The 16,327-nt window shown below is 70.6% G+C and carries 15 protein-coding genes and 1 pseudogene; 7 read left to right on the plus strand and 9 right to left on the minus strand.

The features are described 5' to 3' along the window. Together JNW91_RS21960 and JNW91_RS21965 are read left to right on the plus strand one after the other, a co-directional pair. Positions 1–94 (plus strand): annotated as a pseudogene (locus tag JNW91_RS21960) (C39 family peptidase); the annotation flags it as partial. A 248-nt stretch (positions 95–342) separates the two neighbouring features. After that, entirely contained in the window at positions 343–1,236 is an 894-nt protein-coding gene (locus tag JNW91_RS21965; RefSeq protein WP_203177376.1) for a DUF1996 domain-containing protein, read from the plus strand. A 421-nt stretch (positions 1,237–1,657) separates the two neighbouring features. On the opposite strand, the gene JNW91_RS21970 is transcribed toward JNW91_RS21965, so the two are convergent. Together JNW91_RS21970 and JNW91_RS21975 are read right to left on the minus strand one after the other, a co-directional pair. Continuing rightward, a complete protein-coding gene (locus JNW91_RS21970) occupies positions 1,658–2,398 on the minus strand; it encodes an alpha/beta fold hydrolase (RefSeq protein ID WP_203177377.1) in 741 nt (246 codons plus the stop codon). After that, positions 2,391–3,023, minus strand: coding sequence for a TetR/AcrR family transcriptional regulator (locus tag JNW91_RS21975; RefSeq protein ID WP_203177378.1), 633 nt, complete (start codon positions 3,021–3,023; stop codon positions 2,391–2,393). Before JNW91_RS21975 ends, JNW91_RS21970 begins: the two co-directional genes overlap by 8 nt. A gap of 131 nt (positions 3,024–3,154) precedes the next feature. Between JNW91_RS21975 and JNW91_RS21980 the strand changes: the two genes are divergently transcribed. Further along, a complete protein-coding gene (locus JNW91_RS21980) occupies positions 3,155–4,258 on the plus strand; it encodes an aldo/keto reductase (protein ID WP_203177379.1) in 1,104 nt (367 codons plus the stop codon). A 62-nt stretch (positions 4,259–4,320) separates the two neighbouring features. Here the strand turns inward: JNW91_RS21980 and JNW91_RS21985 are convergent, their stop codons facing one another. The 4 genes from JNW91_RS21985 to JNW91_RS22000 form a co-directional block, all read right to left on the minus strand. Further along, positions 4,321–5,337, minus strand: coding sequence for an alpha/beta hydrolase (locus tag JNW91_RS21985; RefSeq protein WP_203177380.1), 1,017 nt, complete (start codon positions 5,335–5,337; stop codon positions 4,321–4,323). A 75-nt stretch (positions 5,338–5,412) separates the two neighbouring features. After that, a complete protein-coding gene (locus tag JNW91_RS21990; protein WP_203177381.1) occupies positions 5,413–6,309 on the minus strand; it encodes an acetyltransferase in 897 nt (298 codons plus the stop codon). A gap of 168 nt (positions 6,310–6,477) precedes the next feature. Then, positions 6,478–7,674, minus strand: coding sequence for a low temperature requirement protein A (locus JNW91_RS21995; RefSeq protein ID WP_203177382.1), 1,197 nt, complete (start codon positions 7,672–7,674; stop codon positions 6,478–6,480). A gap of 91 nt (positions 7,675–7,765) precedes the next feature. Next, positions 7,766–8,173: a VOC family protein gene (locus JNW91_RS22000; protein ID WP_203177383.1), complete on the minus strand. Its 408-nt coding sequence runs from the start codon at positions 8,171–8,173 to the stop codon at positions 7,766–7,768. A 212-nt stretch (positions 8,174–8,385) separates the two neighbouring features. Here JNW91_RS22000 and JNW91_RS22005 point away from each other — a divergent pair, with 212 nt between their 5' ends. Next, the gene (locus JNW91_RS22005) at positions 8,386–9,489 is read left to right on the plus strand and encodes a glycoside hydrolase family protein (RefSeq protein WP_238425462.1); all 1,104 of its coding nucleotides are present in this window, start codon (positions 8,386–8,388) and stop codon (positions 9,487–9,489) included. A gap of 6 nt (positions 9,490–9,495) precedes the next feature. Here JNW91_RS22005 and JNW91_RS22010 read toward each other — a convergent pair whose 3' ends face one another. Together JNW91_RS22010 and JNW91_RS22015 are read right to left on the minus strand one after the other, a co-directional pair. Next, positions 9,496–10,389, minus strand: a complete 894-nt coding sequence (locus JNW91_RS22010; protein ID WP_203177385.1) for an NAD-dependent epimerase/dehydratase family protein — start codon at positions 10,387–10,389, stop codon at positions 9,496–9,498. Between the two features lie 170 nt (positions 10,390–10,559). After that, complete coding sequence (locus JNW91_RS22015; protein ID WP_309244453.1) at positions 10,560–11,042, minus strand: Fic family protein; 483 nt, start codon at positions 11,040–11,042, stop codon at positions 10,560–10,562. Between the two features lie 200 nt (positions 11,043–11,242). On the opposite strand from JNW91_RS22015, the gene JNW91_RS22020 reads away from it, so the two are divergent. Continuing rightward, positions 11,243–11,662, plus strand: a complete 420-nt coding sequence (locus JNW91_RS22020; RefSeq protein ID WP_203177386.1) for a PPOX class F420-dependent oxidoreductase — start codon at positions 11,243–11,245, stop codon at positions 11,660–11,662. 151 nt (positions 11,663–11,813) lie between these two features. Further along, positions 11,814–13,157, plus strand: coding sequence for a glycoside hydrolase family 18 protein (locus JNW91_RS22025; protein WP_203177387.1), 1,344 nt, complete (start codon positions 11,814–11,816; stop codon positions 13,155–13,157). Positions 13,158–13,216: 59 nt separating this feature from the next. Here JNW91_RS22025 and JNW91_RS22030 read toward each other — a convergent pair whose 3' ends face one another. Further along, positions 13,217–13,585, minus strand: coding sequence for an effector-associated constant component EACC1 (locus JNW91_RS22030; protein ID WP_203177388.1), 369 nt, complete (start codon positions 13,583–13,585; stop codon positions 13,217–13,219). A 207-nt stretch (positions 13,586–13,792) separates the two neighbouring features. Between JNW91_RS22030 and JNW91_RS22035 the strand changes: the two genes are divergently transcribed. After that, the coding region (locus JNW91_RS22035) for a M14 family zinc carboxypeptidase (RefSeq protein ID WP_238425463.1) at positions 13,793–16,327 on the plus strand (2,535 nt) is incomplete at its 3' end.

Here is a 16,327-nt window from a genome sequence, read left to right on the forward strand (position 1 = left end):
CGCCGACTCCGCCGACCCCAACACCGCCTCCTACTGGATCACCGTCGAACACCTCGCCGACTGGATCGCCACCCGCGGCTACTCCACCAACTGACCCACCCAACCACCACGACGAACACCGAAGGGCCGGACCCCACCAGGGGCCCGGCCCTTCGTCGTCATGTCCACCAACTGACGGAACGTATTGACAAGAGTCGACGTACGGGCGAGGCTGGTTCTGTGAGAGCGCTCTCTCACATCGGCTCGACAGACCACCACCAAGTCTGGCCAGGACACACTCCGATGTCTTCGGCGGCGGCGCCGGAGCTGTCCCTGACCCGTCCCCCCGACAGGAGTCACACAATGGACAGGGCCGCACCCCTATCCGGCATCCCCCGCCGGCTGCGCCTCGCCACGGCGATCGGCGCCCTGCTGGCACTACTCGGCACGTACCTGGTCTCCACCACCGACCGGGCCGACGCCGCCCCGGGCGTCAACGCCATCCGGGTCGCCGAGTTCCCCGCCGACTGCACGTACAGCCACCGACTGCCGGACGACCCGATCGTCTTCCCCGCGCTGCCCGGGGCGTCGCACATGCACAGCTTCTTCGGCAGCACGGTCACGAACGCCCACACCACGCTCCCCGACCTGGTGCGGTCCACCAGCACCTGCAATCCCCGGGTGGACGTCTCGTCGTACTGGGTGCCGACCCTGTACCGGGACAACGTCGCGGTGGAGCCGTCCATCGCCACGTTCTACTACCTGGGCGAGGGCGTACGAGCCGACGTGGTCGCCAACACCCAGCCGATCCCGCAGGGGCTGCGGCTCGTCGCCGGCAACGCCCGCGCCACCGGCCCGGGCGACAGCATCGCCCGCTGGTCCTGCCTGCACGCCGGGCAGGTGCCGCCGTCGAAGGACTTCGTCAACTGCCCGGCCGGCACGATGCTGGAGTCGTACCTGGATTTCCCGCAGTGCTGGAACGGCCGTGACCTGGACTCCCCGGACCACAAGAGCCACCTGGCGTACCCGGTGAACCAGGCCTGCCCGAGCACGCACCCGGTGCACGTGCCGAAGTTGCGCCAGGTGCTGCGGTACCCGGTCAACGGTGACCCGTCGCGGTTCCGGCTGGCCTCCGGCCCGGGCTACACCATGCACGGTGACTTCTTCAACGCCTGGCCGATCGAGGAGATGGCCCGCAGGGTCCAGGACTGCATCCGCCCGGTCATCAAGTGCGGGCACGACGGCCGGCCGATCTGAGCCGACACGGTCGCACGCGGGGGCGGGTCCGGTCGCACCGGGCCCGCCGCCTCGGGCGGAAGGAGGCCGCGTGCGAGCCCTCGTCACGCCACCCGCACTGCTCGTGGTGGCGGTCCTCGTCGCCGGCTGCGCGGCCGGCGCACCGGTCGCCGACGACAGCGCCCGACCGTCCGCGACGACGGCGTCCACACCGCCGAGCGCCGCGCCGGGTACCGCTGGGCCGTTCAGCGCCACGGACATCGCCTGGCTGCAACTGACGGCGGCGATGGCCGACCGGCTGCTGCCGGTGCTGGATCTGGTGCCGGCCCGCACCGCCGACCCGGCGTGGCGGCGCCTGGCCGCGCAGGTGCGGGCGACCAGCCGCGCTGACCTGGCACGATCCCGCCAGCTTCTGGGTGACTCCGGCAACTCGCGTCAGAGGTTAGCTCACCGCCAGCAGCCGGGCGATCGTCGCCGGCTCCGCCAGGTGCGGGAAGTGGCCACCGGGCAGCACGGTCACCACGACCTCCGGCAGGGCATCCCTCAGCCAGGCCAGATATCGGGGCGGCGGTTCGGACGAGGTCACCCATCGGTAGGGGATGTTCCGCTCGCCGATGGCCCGCAGAGCGCGGTACCGCTCGTCGGCAATGTCCTCGTCGGTTTCGCTGAGGATCTCACCCCAGTAGCCCAACAGCAGGTCCGGCCGCGGCTCGGTCGCGGTGGTCACGATCTCGCGCGCCTCGGCCGGTAGCGCCTCGATGCCCATCCCGGCCACCAGGCCGTCCCACACCCGCCGCCAGTCCGGGCCGCGCAGTGCCGGCTCAGCCTGGCGTACGACCGCACCGAACGGGCCGGGCAGCAGGATCTGGTCCAGGTTCACCACGCCACGCACCGGGTAACGGGCCGCGTACGTTGTGGCGACCACCGCGCCGACCGAATGTCCCACCACGACCGGCTGGGCGAAACCCGCCGCGGTCACCTGGTCGTGCACGGCCTCGGCGACCTCCGCCATCGTGTAGGACGCCCGTCGGGGTGACTCGCCGTGGCCGGGCAGATCGGGGGTGAGGATCTGCCGAGCGGGATCGAGCACCGCAAGCTCACGCCGGGCCGGGTCCCACTGTCGCCGGTCGAACGTCAGACCGTGCAGCAGCACCAGTGGTGGGCGATTCTCGTCGTCAGTCATTGCCGTGCCCTTCGTGCGTGTCGCTCATCCGGGCGCCTGCCCGCAGAGAGTCGAGTGTGAGGTCGAGGGCGGCCTCAAGGTGGTCGGTTCTACCGGTGGTGAGCAGCAGCAGTACGCCGCCCTGGATGCCGGCCAGCAGCGCTGCGGCGGCACGGTCGGCGTCCACGTCCGGGGCGATGTCCCCGGTCGACTGCATGTGTCGGATGCCCTCGGTGATCGCCTGCTGCCAGCGCCACATGAGCCCCGTCACGATCGCCTGCGCGCCCGGCGCGCGTCGGCCGGTCTGACCGAGCAGCCCGTTGAGCGGGCACTTCACGCCCTGCTCCAGGTAGCGCTCGATGAGCCGGTCGCGCCACGCCTGCCAGGCCGGCCAGGACGTCAGGTTGCTGAGCAGCGGCTCCTGGTCGATGAGCACCTGGTCGGCCTCGTGCTGGGCCACCGCGAGCAGCAGCCCCTCCTTGCCGTCCGGGAAGTAGTGGAAGAGCTGGCCCTTGCTGGTGCCGGTGTGGGCCATCACATCGTCGAGGCGTACCTCGTCGACGCCGCGCTCGCGGATCTCGGCGGCCGCACCGGCGACGATCCGCGCGCGGGTCGCCTCGCCCTTGCGGGTCAACGCGCGTGTCATGAGGGGCCTCCTGGTCTGGACCTGCGGGTCAACCCTACCGCAGGTTTTGGACTTGCAGGTCCATTTTTGCCGAGCAAGGGTCTGTAGTCGCGGTCCGCTGCGGGCCGACACCACGATCGGGAGGACACACGATGAACCACTACTACCTGCTCGGGCGGTCCGGCCTGCGGGTGAGCCGACTGGCGCTGGGCACCATGAACTTCGGCGTCGACGGCTTCCACGCCGCGTACGGCAAGACCGAAAAGGAGGCGGAGCCGATCTTCCGCCACTACCTGGAGGGGGGCGGGAACTTCATCGACACGGCAGACTTCTACACCGCCGGGGAGAGCGAGAAGATCCTCGGCCGCCTGATCGACCGGGCCGGCGTCCGCGAACGGCTCGTACTGACCAGCAAGGCCACCAACACCGTCGACCCGACCGACCCGAACGCCAGCGGCAACGGCCGCAAGCACATCATGCGGGCCGTGGAGGCGTCGCTGAGCCGGCTCGGCACCGACTACATCGACCTGTACCTGCTGCACACCTGGGACCGGATCACCCCGGTCGAGGAGGTCGTGCACACCCTCGACGACCTGGTACGCGCCGGCAAGATCCGGTACGCCGGGCTCTCCGACGTACCGGCCTGGTACGCGGCCCGGGCGCAGAGCTACGCCGAGGCGCACGGGTTGGCCCCGATGGTCAACGTGCAGCTTCCGTACTCCCTGGTCAGCCGGGACATCGAGGCGGAGTTCGTGTCGATGTCCCAGACCCTTGGCATGGGGCTCACCGCCTGGAGCCCGATCGGCGGCGGCCTGCTCAGCGGCAAGTACCGACGGACCGGCGAGGGCCTGAGCGGGACCGGCCGGCTGACCAACCCCGACGCCGCGGGTCGGGAGATCAGCCCCGGCGACTGGCAGGTCATCGAGGCGCTGGAGAGCGTGGCCGCCGACCTGGGACGCAGCATGGCGCAGGTCGCGATCAACTGGGTGGCCACCCAGCCCGCCGTCGCGTCGGTGGTCATCGGGGCGAGCAGCCCGGAGCAGCTCGCCAGCAACCTCGGGGCGCTCGACTTCGAGATCCCGGCCGACGCCCGGCGCCGACTCGAGGAGGCCAGCCTCCCGAATCTCGGAATGCCATACTCCATGTTCACCCCGCAGTACCAGTCCTGGGTGGTGAGCCCCGGCCTCGGCATCGGCGACAAGCCGGCCGGCTACGCCCCTCCGGTGTTCAACGGCGCCACCGGGCCAACCAGGTGATCAGCCGTTGACCCCGCCGCTGGCCGCGCCGCGTTCCCGCAGCGCCGGGTTCGCGACCGTGGTCACCGGTCACGCAGGGCCGTCGGTCGCGCCGATCTCCGGGCGCTGGTCGTCGGGACGGGCCCGGGCGTCGGCGCCGACTCGCCCTCGTAGAGCGCGACGTACAGCCGGTGCAGCTCGGAGGAGCCGGGGCCGAGCGCGGCGAGGTCGAGGGTGTTGTGGCCGATGCCCAACGCCTCGGGCAGCGTGCAGACCCGCAGCGGGATGGCGTTCGCGTCGGCGATCCGGCGCGCCACGGTCAGCGCCGCCGTGGGGTCCACCACGGCGTCGAGCGGGCTGATCGCGACCGCCACGCTGCGCAGGCCGGTCCGTCGCGCCGGGGCCGGGAGGCCACGCGCGATCGTCAGGTACTGGGTGACGGCGGACAGCGAGTAGCCGCGTGAGGTGACACGGTCCGGCAGGAGGCGGCGCCCGTACAGCACGATCAGCGGTCTGACCGCGAACGCGGGCGCCTGACGCGGGTTCGGGCCGAAGAACGGTGACAGCAGCAGAAGGTGCCGCACGACGTCACCGTGGACCTGGGCGAGCCAGGCGGCCAGCACCGCCCCGCCGGAGATCCCCACGACACCCACCTCGTCCCCCAGGCCCGCCGCGACGTGCAGGGCCTCGTCGGCGTACGCGGTCAGCTCCGCGGCCTCGACCCGGTGGTGGGCCCGCCGATCGACGGTGCCGTGCTGGGGAGCGCGTGGAATCCAGACGTTGTAGCCGCGCTCGAAGAACTCCTGGGCCAGTTCGTCGTACTGGTCGGGCGCGAGGGTGTAGCCGTGCAGGAGCAGCACGGCTCTGCCGGTGCGGTGGCCGTGGCTCAGCAGGCGGCTCCGGGACTCCGGTCGTACCCGCGGGTCGGCGGCGTCGGCCACCATGACGGCCTCGGCGGCGCGGCTGGCCTCGGCGAAGTCGCGCCCTCGCGCCGACGGGACGCGCGGATACTGGCGGCCCAGCGGCCAGAGATACAACCCGGCGACCGGTGCCACGAGCAGCGCCAGAACGCCGACGACGAGGGCGATGATCTCCGGCATGGTCAGATCCTGGCAGCGGACGAGGTAGCCGCCGGTTGAGGGGTGCGCCCCGGTGACAGGGCGCACCCCGACGGGTCAGTGCTGGTCCGCCGCCGGTGCGAACAGCACCCGTGCGCGCAGCTGCCGGAACCCGGTCCGTTCCAACTCCGCCAGTACCGCCACCCGGTGGGCGTCCACGTCGGCGATCACCTCCCGGGCGCCGCCGGCGGCCAGCACCCGGACCGCTTCGGCCAACAATTCGGGCCGGGCGGCCTCGTCGAGCAGGCCGAGGTAGGCGATGAGGGGGTAGCAGGCGTCCCCGGCCGGGCCGACCAGCCCGACCGGCTCACCGGCGTCCAGAGCGACCCGCCAGTCCCCGACCGAGTCCGGCAGCCAGGCCAGCGGGTCCGTGGCCAGGTCGACGCCGCTGACCGCCCGCGCGATCTCGGCGCCGGTCAACACGTCCGGTTCGGCGATCCGGGCGACCAGCGCGTTGATCTCGGCCGCGTCCGCGGCCGGGCGGAAGGCGTACCGCCCGGAGGTCGCCGGCAGGGGTGTGCCCGTCCAGGAGCACCGGAGCCGCTCCCCCCGTTCGACCAGCCCGGCGAGGCGAGCCGCCGCCATCGGCGCCTCCACCACGGCCCGCACCTCCGGCCGGCGTCGCCAGTGCGCCGGCAGGGCGGCGTAGTACCGGGCGGGACCGCCCAGCGCGTCGTGGGCGGCGCGCAGCAGCTCGGCGCCCACCTCCGGTTCGGCGTCCAGGTCGAACCGCTCCAGCCACGGTGCACCGACGGCGCCCGGTGGGAGGAGCCAGGCCGCCCGCCCGACCACCCGGCCGTCCCGCAGGGCGACCCAGGTGGTCTCGGGCCGGTAGCCGCCGCCGGCGATCCCGTCGGCGTAGCCGACCTTGCGCAGCTGCGGCAGTGGATCGGGCATCGAGTCGAACAGATTTTCCTCGCCCGCGACGAGCGGACGGATGACCACGTCGGCCATGGGTTGATCCTCCGGAAAGCGAGCGCCCCGGGTCAGATCCGCGTGGACGCCGGGGCGCGGAGGGGGCGCAGAACATCGGACATCGTTCTGACCTCCTCTCGGCTCGATGGCGTGCCCGACACCATACGCAGCACGGTGACCGGCGCACAACGGGTTTGTCGGCGCGGGTCACAACGTCGGGTTGGTCTCCGAGCCGCGGGAGTGGGCCCGCCCGTCGGCGATGGCTATGCCGGCCAGGATCAGCGCCGCGGCGCCGCTGACGGCGACCGGCGGGAGGAGCACGCTGGGCAGCGCCGCCAGGGCCAGCACCAGCACGCCGATGAACAACATCGGGCAGTGCGGCGTACCAGGGGACGCCCGCTCCAGGTAGCTCCGCCCGATCAGGAACAGCACCGGGCCGCCGAAGATGATGACCACCAGAGCCCAGTCGATCGGCGGGTGCGGATCCTCGATGACCTGTCCGAAGCCGACGGCGGTGCAGATGATGCCGCCGACGATGAACAGCAGGCTGTAGCTCGCCCACCGGGACAGCTGTATCCCCACCCCGGCGGCGCTGGCGGTCGCGTGCCGGCCGGGGCCGACGTGGTAGAAGTAGATCCGCCAGAACGAGACCGTGGCCACGAACGCGGCGATGAGGGTGATGGTCCGCTCGGTCGAGAAGCCCGGGAAGCTCACGGCGGCGCCGGCTTCGAGCACCACCTCGGCGAGCGCGATCATGAAGAACTGGTTGTACCGCTCGGCGAGGTGCTCCTGCGAGACGGTGACCCTGCTGTGTAGCGGGTGACGGCCGAGGCGGGGTATGGGCCAGTTGGTGGAGGCGCCGATCAGCTCGATGGCGAGGGCGAACGACCAGAAGACGCCTCGGCCGAGTCCCCCGCTGATGCCGCCGCTGATCCAGAGCACGCCGGACACCGTGTGCCAGGTCACGACGCGGACCGCGAACGCCCGGCCCGGGTGGTCCCGCAGGGCGTACGTCAGGTAGATCGGTCTGCCGATCTGGATGAGAACGTACGTGCAGGCGAAGATCACGCCGCGCTGACCGAACGCCTGCGGCAAGGAGACGGCCAGCACCAGCGTGCCGAACATGGTCGCCAGCAGAACGACCTGGAGATCGGCGCGTCGGGGGTCGTAGGTGCTGGCCAGCAGGGCGTTCAGCGACCAGATCATCCACATCGCCGTGAAGAACAGCAGTGTCTGACCAGCCTCCGACAGCAGCGTGTGCCGGACGATGGTCAGGTCGTCCGCGACCCGGCCGGCGAGGCGGGCGAGCGCGAACACGTAGACGATGTCGAACAGCAGTTCCAGGACGGTGGCCGAGCTCGGGCTCCGACTGTCGCCGAGGCCGCGAATCCCGGCGCGCATCATCGCCCCGAGCCTCCTCGCCAGCCGTTCCCTGTCCGGCAATTTTATCCGGATATGGCGTGATCCTGGCAGTTATGGCGAAGAGCTGGCCGACTCAGGCCCGGCTGGAGATCTGCTGCACGGCCCAGGCGTTGCCGTCCGGGTCGGCGAAGAAGACGAAACCGACGTTGTCCAACGGGTCGGGCACCGGCCGAGGGTTGGCCCCCACCACCTGGATCTCACTGACCTCGACACCCCGCTCCACCAGCTCCGCGCGAGCTTTCTGCAGGTCGGGCACCACCAGTTGCAGCCCCTTGAGCGACCCGGGCGGCATGTCGGGCACCACTCCCCTGCCGATGACGACCGAGCAGCCCGAGCCGGGCGGGGTCAGCTGCACGATCCGCGCCTCGTCGTTGATGACGGTGTCGTGGTCCACGACGAAACCGAGCCGGTCGGCGTAGAACTCCTTGGCCCGGTCCACGTCCGAGACCGGCACGATCACGACTTCCAACGTCCAGTTCATCCGGGCACTCCCTCGCGTTATGAAATCCCGCTCGTGTTCAGCGGCGGCGCGACCGCGCCATGGACGCCGACAGTACGCCGCGTCGTCGCCAGGGGATCGCCAGAAACCGTTATCCCGGTGCGACCCGTCGGTCTCCTGAGGGGAGGGCGTTGGTGGCGATCCACCACCGGCTCGCCCATTCAGCGATACGACCACATGAGGGAGTCGACACCATGCGCGCAACCGGCCGGGGCGAAGCGGACGCCGCGAAGGCGACCAGGGGCGCCCACGCGGAACCCCGACGTGGGCGTCGCGGCGGTCTCCCGATCGGTGCGCGGCGTCTGCTGTGGCCGCTCGTCGTCGCCGCCGTGGTCGCCGTACTCGTGACCGGGGTGATCGTCGTGGTCCGACCGAGCGGGCCCGCTCCGGCGGCGACGCAGGTGCTCGACGCGCCGCCACCCACCGAACCGGAGCCGAACCCACCCGCCGCGACCACGCCCGCCGCGACGGCGAGCCCGGCGGCGACGACCCCGACGCCCACTCCGACGCCGACGGCGAAGCCGACGACCGGGCGTCCGCTCGCCCCGGCCGCGCCCGCGGTGACGTCGAAGCGCAAGGGCGTCGGCGTGTGGACCTTCGACGGGGTCAGTCAGGCGCTGGCCAGCTCCGGGGCGAGTTGGTACTACACCTGGGACGTCGCCCACCCGGGCGTCACCAGCCCGAAGAACGCCGAGTTCGTTCCGATGATCTGGGGGGCGAAGAGCGTCACCGCCGGCAATCTGCAACAGGCCAGGAAGAACGGCCGGCAGCTCCTCGGGTTCAACGAGCCGGACATGGGCGGTCAGGCGAACATGAGCGTGGAGCAGGCACTGGAGCTGTGGCCGCAGCTGGAGGCCACCGGCCTTTCGCTGGGCAGCCCGGCGGTGGCCTGGGGCGGGGACCGGCCGGGCGAGTGGCTCGACCGCTTCATGGCCGGGGCGAAGCAGCGCGGCTACCGCGTCGACTTCATCGCCCTGCACTGGTACGGCGGCGACTTCACCACCGCCAACGCGGTCAACCAGCTCAGGTCGTACCTCCAGGCGGTGCACGACCGCTACCGGCTGCCGATCTGGCTCACCGAGTTCGCCCTGATCGACTTCTCCAACGGCGTCCGCTTCCCCAGCCAGGAACAGCAGGCCGCCTTCCTCACCGCCGCGACCCGGATGCTGGGTGGCCTGTCCTGGCTGCACCGGTACGCCTGGTTCGGCCTCCCCGCCACGGACAAGGACCAGACCGGCCTGTTCCGTACCGGCGGCTCCGCGACCGCCGTCGGCCGCGCCTACCAGGCCGCGCGCTGACCTGGACTACGTCTGCGGCACGTGGTTCCGCCACGAGTGGCGCGGCTCGTACCCCAGCACCCGGCGTGCCTTGTCGATGCTGAGCAGCGTCTCGTGCTCGCCCAGCTCCTTGCGGATCTCGACGCCCGGGTAGACCTCGGCCATCAGGCTGGCACTGGACCTCGTCATGACGGTGTCGGCGTTGGCGATGATGAAGACGTCCGCGCCGGGCTGGTCGTGCACGAGCGCCCGCTCGACCGCCTGCGCCCCGTCGCGGGCGTCGATGTAACCCCACAGGTTCCACCGACGCAGCGTCGGGTCGGCGTCGAACGAGGGAAACGGCGCGTAGTCCTCGACATCCATCACGTTGGAGAAGCGCAGACCCACCATGACCAGCTCCGGGTCCCAGCGGCAGAAGTGCCGCGCCATCTCCTCCTCCAGCACCTTGTTCAGCGAGTACGTCGACTCCGGTCGGGGCGGGTACGCCTCGTCGACCGGGGCGTACGGCGGCGGGGTGTCGAACGGCAACCCGAGCACCGTCTCGCTCGACGCCCACACCACCCGCCTGATCCCGGCCGCTCGGGCCGCGGCGAAGACGTTGTACGTCGCGGCCGAGTTGTTCGCGAACGTGGTCGCGTTCGACATCAGCCCGGGAGCCGGTACCGCCGCCAGGTGCACGACCGCGTCGATCCCGCCGGCGTGTTCGTCCGCGCCCCCGGTGAACGCCTCCACCACCTGCCCGTAGTCGGTGAGGTCGACGAGGAGGAACTCGCCGTCGACGTCGCGCGGGTCGCGTCCGCCGACGCGGTCGACCGCGAGGACGTCGACGCCCACGCCGCGCAGGTGGGCGACGACAGCGCGACCGAGTTTTCCGGTGGCGCCGGTGACGACAACGCGTCGGGGAAGTGCGGGGTCGGTCATGACCCCATCCTCTCCGGCGTCGCGCAGTGCCTTACATGCGGGTGCGGCCTTTGGGCATGCCGACATGCCCACTGCGAGGCGGCCCGTTCGGCACCGGGCCGCGCGGGACCGGGCCCCGCGCCGCCATGTCCGCGTGCAGGTCGCGCTGTCAGGGCAAGCACGGCACCGAGTCAGGTTCCTTCGGAGCGGTACCGCCGCTGCTTCCTCGTCGCCCGGTACGCCTCGACTGCCTTACGGGAACTGCGCCAGATGCCGTCCGACCCCTGCACTGCGTCCAGACGCCCGCGCTGGGCAGCCTGTCGCAACGCCGGAAGGCTGAACTCCGTCGTCACGAGGGCCGCGAGCGGCACAAGGCGGGCAGGGCCGGCGACGTTCGGCACGATGAAGCGATTCAGGTTGTCATACATCGCACGAGCGATCAGTTCTCCCAGCGCACCGTAGTCGCCGACGTCTGCCCTCTGCATCGCGGCCAGATAGGCGTCACGCTGGCGCTTGAAGATAATCACGGGCGGATAGCCGAGGCGTACGAGGATCAGGTTGAGCAGTAGCCGTCCCGCACGCCCATTTCCATCAATGAAGGGGTGCACTCGCTCGAAATCGTCGTGCAGTCGGGCGAGTTCCTCCGGTAACGGCCGATCCAGTTCGATGAACAGAACTTGTCACAGGATTTCGCTGGCCAATTGAACTTATCAAGTTCTGCGCGTCGACACTCGAAGGCGCGCTGCAGGCGTGAACACCTCGTGACCCACGCTGCCCGCCGAACCGTTACCTCCACCACCGTCCGAACAGGGAGCGATCGGGGCCTCTGCTGCGTAACGTGCAGCTGTAAACGTTGACGCGAGGAGGAGACTTCATGTCCAAGCCACCGCTTCCCGAGGCCGCGGTCGAGATGTTGCGGAAGCCGAACCCGGCCGTCATGACCACGCTCCGCAACGGCGGTCAGCCGGTGTCCGCCGCCACGTGGTACCTGTGGAAGGACGGTCGGATCCTGGTGAACATGGACGAGAGCCGCCGCCGGCTGGAGCACGTGCGCAACGACCCTCGGGTTTCCCTCACCGTGTTGGACGAGGCCGGCTGGTACACCCATGTCAGCATCATCGGGCACGTCGCCGAGCTGCGCGCGGACGCGGACCTCGCCGACATCGACCGGTTGTCGCAGCACTACACGGGTAACGCGTACCCGCGGCGGGAGCGTGGCCGGGTCAGCGCCCTGATCGAGATCGACCGCTGGCACGGCTGGGGGTCACTCAAGGACAACAGCCAGGTCGGCTGACGGCTGCCGGTTGACGCCCTGACGGCTGCGGGTCAGGCCGTCAGGGCGGGTGGCGGGCTGGGACTCTTGACCGCTCGGGGTGATCGCCTTAGCTTCATCAATCAGATAAGTATCTTTACTGATTGAAATTCACCTTCGTGGGAGTGTGCCGATGCGACAACTCCGTCACTGCCGCCTCACCGCCGTCGTCGCCCTGACGACCCTGCTGGTCACCGCCGCGCCACCCACCGCCGCCAACGCCGGCGACAGCCAGCAGCGCCGAGCGGGCTACCACCGGGTCGGCTACTTCACCCAGTGGGGCATCTACGACCGGGCCTTCCCGGTCAAGAAGCTCGACACCTCCGGGGCGGCGAGCCGCCTCACCCACCTCAACTACGCCTTCGGCAACGTCAGTGAGGACGGACGCTGCTACGTGGACGGCGGGCCGGGCGAGGGCGACGCCTGGGCCGACTACCAGCGTCCCGTACCGGCCGAGGAGAGCGTCGACGGCGTCGCCGACGCCCCCGGTCAGGCGCTCAACGGCAACTTCGGCCAGCTCGCCAAGCTCAAGGCCAAGCACCCCGACCTGAAGGTGCTGATCTCGCTGGGCGGGTGGAGCTGGTCGACGTACTTCTCCAACGCCGCACTCACCGACGCCTCCCGCAAGGCGTTCGTCGCCTCCTGCATCGACCTCTACCTCAAGGGGAACCTGCCGGGCGGGGACGGCGCCGCGGGCGGCCCGGGTGCCGCCGCCGGTGTCTTCGACGGCATCGACCTCGACTGGGAGTGGCCGAACTGGGACGGTGAGCCCGGGAACGTCATCCGCCCGCAGGACCGGGAGAACTTCACCAAGCTGCTCGCCGAGTTCCGTCGGCAACTCGACGCGTACGGGCGCACGACCCGCGCGCACCACCCGCTGACCGCCTTCCTGCCGGCGAACCCGGCCACGATGGACGCCGGCTACGAGGGTCGCAAGATCTTCCGGTACCTGGACTTCGCGACGGTGCAGGGGTACGACTTCCACGGCGGCTGGGAGGCGGTGGCCAACCAGCAGTCGGCGCTGCGCGTGCCGGCGGGTTCGCCGGACAACCCGGACTTCTCGGTCGAGGTGGCCGTCGACGGCTGGATCGCCCGCGGGGCACCGCGCGACAAGCTCGTCCTGGGCATCCCCTTCTACGGTCGCGGCTGGACCGGCATCACCGGCGGCGGCAGCGGACTCTTCCAGCCGGCCACCGGGCCCGCGCCGGCCACCTTCGAGGCCGGGTACGAGGACTACCGGAAGCTCAAGACCATGGCCGGCAACGGCTACACCGTGCACCGCGACCTCCGCGCCGGGCACGCCTGGCTGTTCGACGGTACGACGTTCTGGACGTACGACGATCCGGCGGTCGTGCTACAGAAGATGCTCTACATCCGGCGCACCGGCCTGGGTGGCGCGATGATCTGGTCGCTCGACGGCGACGACGACAACGCCACGCTGACCAAGACGATTGGCCTCGGCCTGACGACCTGGTAGGCGCACGCGGCGGTTTCCGGCCCCGCCGCCGACCGATACCCCGGTCGGCGGCGGGCCGGCTACCCCTCGGCGGCGACCGCGCCCACGGTGGCCTCGATGAGTGCGGTCACCTGGTCCATGTCCCGAGCCCGGCGGACGTCCAACTCGGCCGACCAGCCGGGACGGCCGAGCTGCACCGTCACGTCCTCCCGGCGGTGGGTGAGCCAACCGGCGATCGCCTGGACCAGCACCATGACGGCGCCAGCGTCGTCGACCGCCACCCGCAGCACGTCCGTACGGTCCGCCGACATCCCATCCGGCGGCGTGGTGGTCACCCTCTCGCGCAGCCGGTCCTCAGCGCGCAGCCAGGACGCCAGCGACCGCTGCGCGTCGGCGGATGGAAGATCCGGATGGACCGAGATCGTGATCGTCTCCAGAGACGCCGACACGTCTCCTCCTTCCGGTCAGGAACACCCAGTGCGGGCACGACAACCAATAGTGATCGACCTGCCGTCATCCTGCCAGCCGGCTCCGGCGCCGGCATCCCCCGCAGTTATCGATGTCGATCAGAGCTTGACCGCGGTATCGACGGTTCATAGGCTCCGGCCACTGCGACGCTGTTCCCGAGAAGGGAAACACGAGACATGGCCCCATCGATGCGTCCGTTCCAGATGGTCCCCACCAGACGGTTGGCGAGTGCCGCCACGATCGCGCTCCTGCTCGGCATCACTCCCCTGCTCGGCGGCACACCGGCCGCGAGCGCCGCCCAATCCTCCCGGTGCAGCAACGACCCGACGGCACGGTTGAGCAGCGTGCCCACCCCGGAGTCCGTGCTCGGCTTCCCGCTCGGGGTGGGTCAGGAGCGGGTCGTCACCAACGACGAGGTCCGCACCTACCTGGGGGCCGTGGACAACACCTCCGACCGCGTCGTCACCGGAGTGATGGCCACCAGCGTGCTCGGACAACCACTGCCGTACGCGGTGGTGTCCACCGAACGCAACGTCCGGCCGACCACGCTGCGTCGGATCGCCGACGACGTACGGGACCTGCGCGATCCGCGCCGGACCAGCGCGCGGACGGCCGCCCGGACCGCGAAGGACAGCCCGGCCATCGTCTGGGTCACCGCGAACGTGCACGGCGGCGAGAAGAGCGGCACCGACGCGGCGCTCAAGACGCTGTACGAGTTGGCGGCGGGCCTTTCGTGCGAGGTCGCGCGGCGCAACGACAACCTGGTCACCATCATCGTGCCGACCCAGAACCCGGATGGCCGCGACGCGAACCGACGGCAGAACGAGTTCGGCTTCGACATGAACCGGGACTGGTTCGCCCGCACCCAGCAGGAGACCGACGGCAAGCTCGAACTGCTGCGCCGCTACCCGCCGCAGGTCTTCGTCGACGCGCACGAGATGGGTGGCCGGCAGTACTTCTTCCCGCCCAACGCCGACCCGATCCACCACGAGATCGCCGGTGAGGCGGTGGACTGGATCAACCGGATCGGCGAGGCCAACAAGGCCGGCTTCGGCTTCAACGGCGCCTGCGACGAGACCGTCACCACCGAGTGCTACTTCAACTACGACACGTACGACATGTTCTTCATGGGCTACGGCGACACCGTGCCGACCACCGGCTTCGGTGCGGCCGGCATGACGTACGAGAAGGGCAGCGCCTCGGCCGTGGCCGACCGGGTCCAGCAACAGTTCAACACCCAGTGGTCGACGCTGGGCTGGGCCGCGGCGAACAAGCGCGAGGTGCTGAGCGACTACTTCGACATCTGGACCGACGCGCTCGCCCAGGGCAGGGCGGGCACGCTGGAGCCGAACGAGGTGGTGCAACCCACCAACGAGGTCCAGTTCCCGGTGCCGGACATCAAGGTCCGCTCGTACTTCCTGCTGCCCGACCGGCAGCTCGCCGACGTCCGCCAGCTCGTCGAGCGGCTGCGCCGCATGGACGTCGAGGTGTACGAGGTGCAGAAGCCGACCCGGGTGCCCACGGCGCGGGTCTTCGGCGGCCGGAGCGCCACCAACGTGACCGTGCCCAGGGGCGCGTACTGGATCCCGATGGACCAACCGCAGAAGCACTGGATCCAGGCCATCATGGGCGAAGATCCGTACGTCCCGTTCCCGTACTTCTACGACGTGTCGTCCTGGAGCAACCCACTGCTGATGGGCGTGTCCACGATCTACACGGGCGACAACGTCCGGCCGAAGGCGGAACTGGTCCGGAAGGTCTCCGGCGGTCGCACCGGTGCGGCGTGGCCCTGGGGCTCGTACACGTACCCGCTGGACTCGGCCGCCGCCGCGGAGTTCACCTTCACCCTGCTCGGCCGTGGCGTCCCCCTCGTACGCGACCTGAAGACCAGCAGGGTCGCGCTTCCGGCGGCCAAGCTGAGCCGTACGGTCGACGAGCTGGCCGAATCACTCGGGGTCACCCTCACCCCGGGCGGGCGGCCCAGTGGCACCCGCCTCGACCTGCCCGACGTGGGTCTGTTCCAGGGCACCGGCATCTCGACCACCTCCGGCTCGCACGGCGAGGCCCGCTACGTGCTCGGCAAGCGGTGGGGGCTGGACCTCACGCCGGTGACCACGGCCGACATCAACGACAACACCGAGGCGTTCACCGGCCGTACCGTTCTGCTGGTGCCCGACGGCAGCAGCGCCACCGGCGGCCTGACCGAGGCCGGGCAGGCCAACCTGCGCGACTGGATCGCCCAGGGCCACACCTACGTGGGGTTGCGCAACGAGGGCACGCGGGTGGCCCGGGCCGCCGGGCTCACCTCCACCACCGAGAAGACCAAGCCGGCGGACTACCTGGTGATCGGGTCGCACCTGCGCGTCGACGTCGACCACGACAGCCCGGTCGCCCTGGGTCGCCCGGCGGAGGACTTCGAGTTCAACAACAGCGACCCGATCCTCAACCCGAGCACCACCGGCACGAACGTGCTCAGCTACCCGACGGGCGACACGTTCTGGGCCAACGGCTACACGGTCGGCGAGGACACGCTGAAGGGCACGGCTGCCGTCGTCGACGAGCCGACCGGCGCCGGTAGGGCGGTGCTGTTCGCGTTCAACCCGCTCTTCCGCGCGTACAACGAAAGTGGTCTGCACCTGGTCGCCAACGCGCTGCTCTACCCGGCGGGCGCAGCCGACGCCCGACGCACGGCGGGCCCCGACGCGGCGCGCGCCAGCGCCGCC

The sequence above is a fragment of the Micromonospora parastrephiae genome (genome assembly GCF_016802865.1).
Lineage (GTDB): Bacteria > Actinomycetota > Actinomycetes > Mycobacteriales > Micromonosporaceae > Micromonospora > Micromonospora parastrephiae.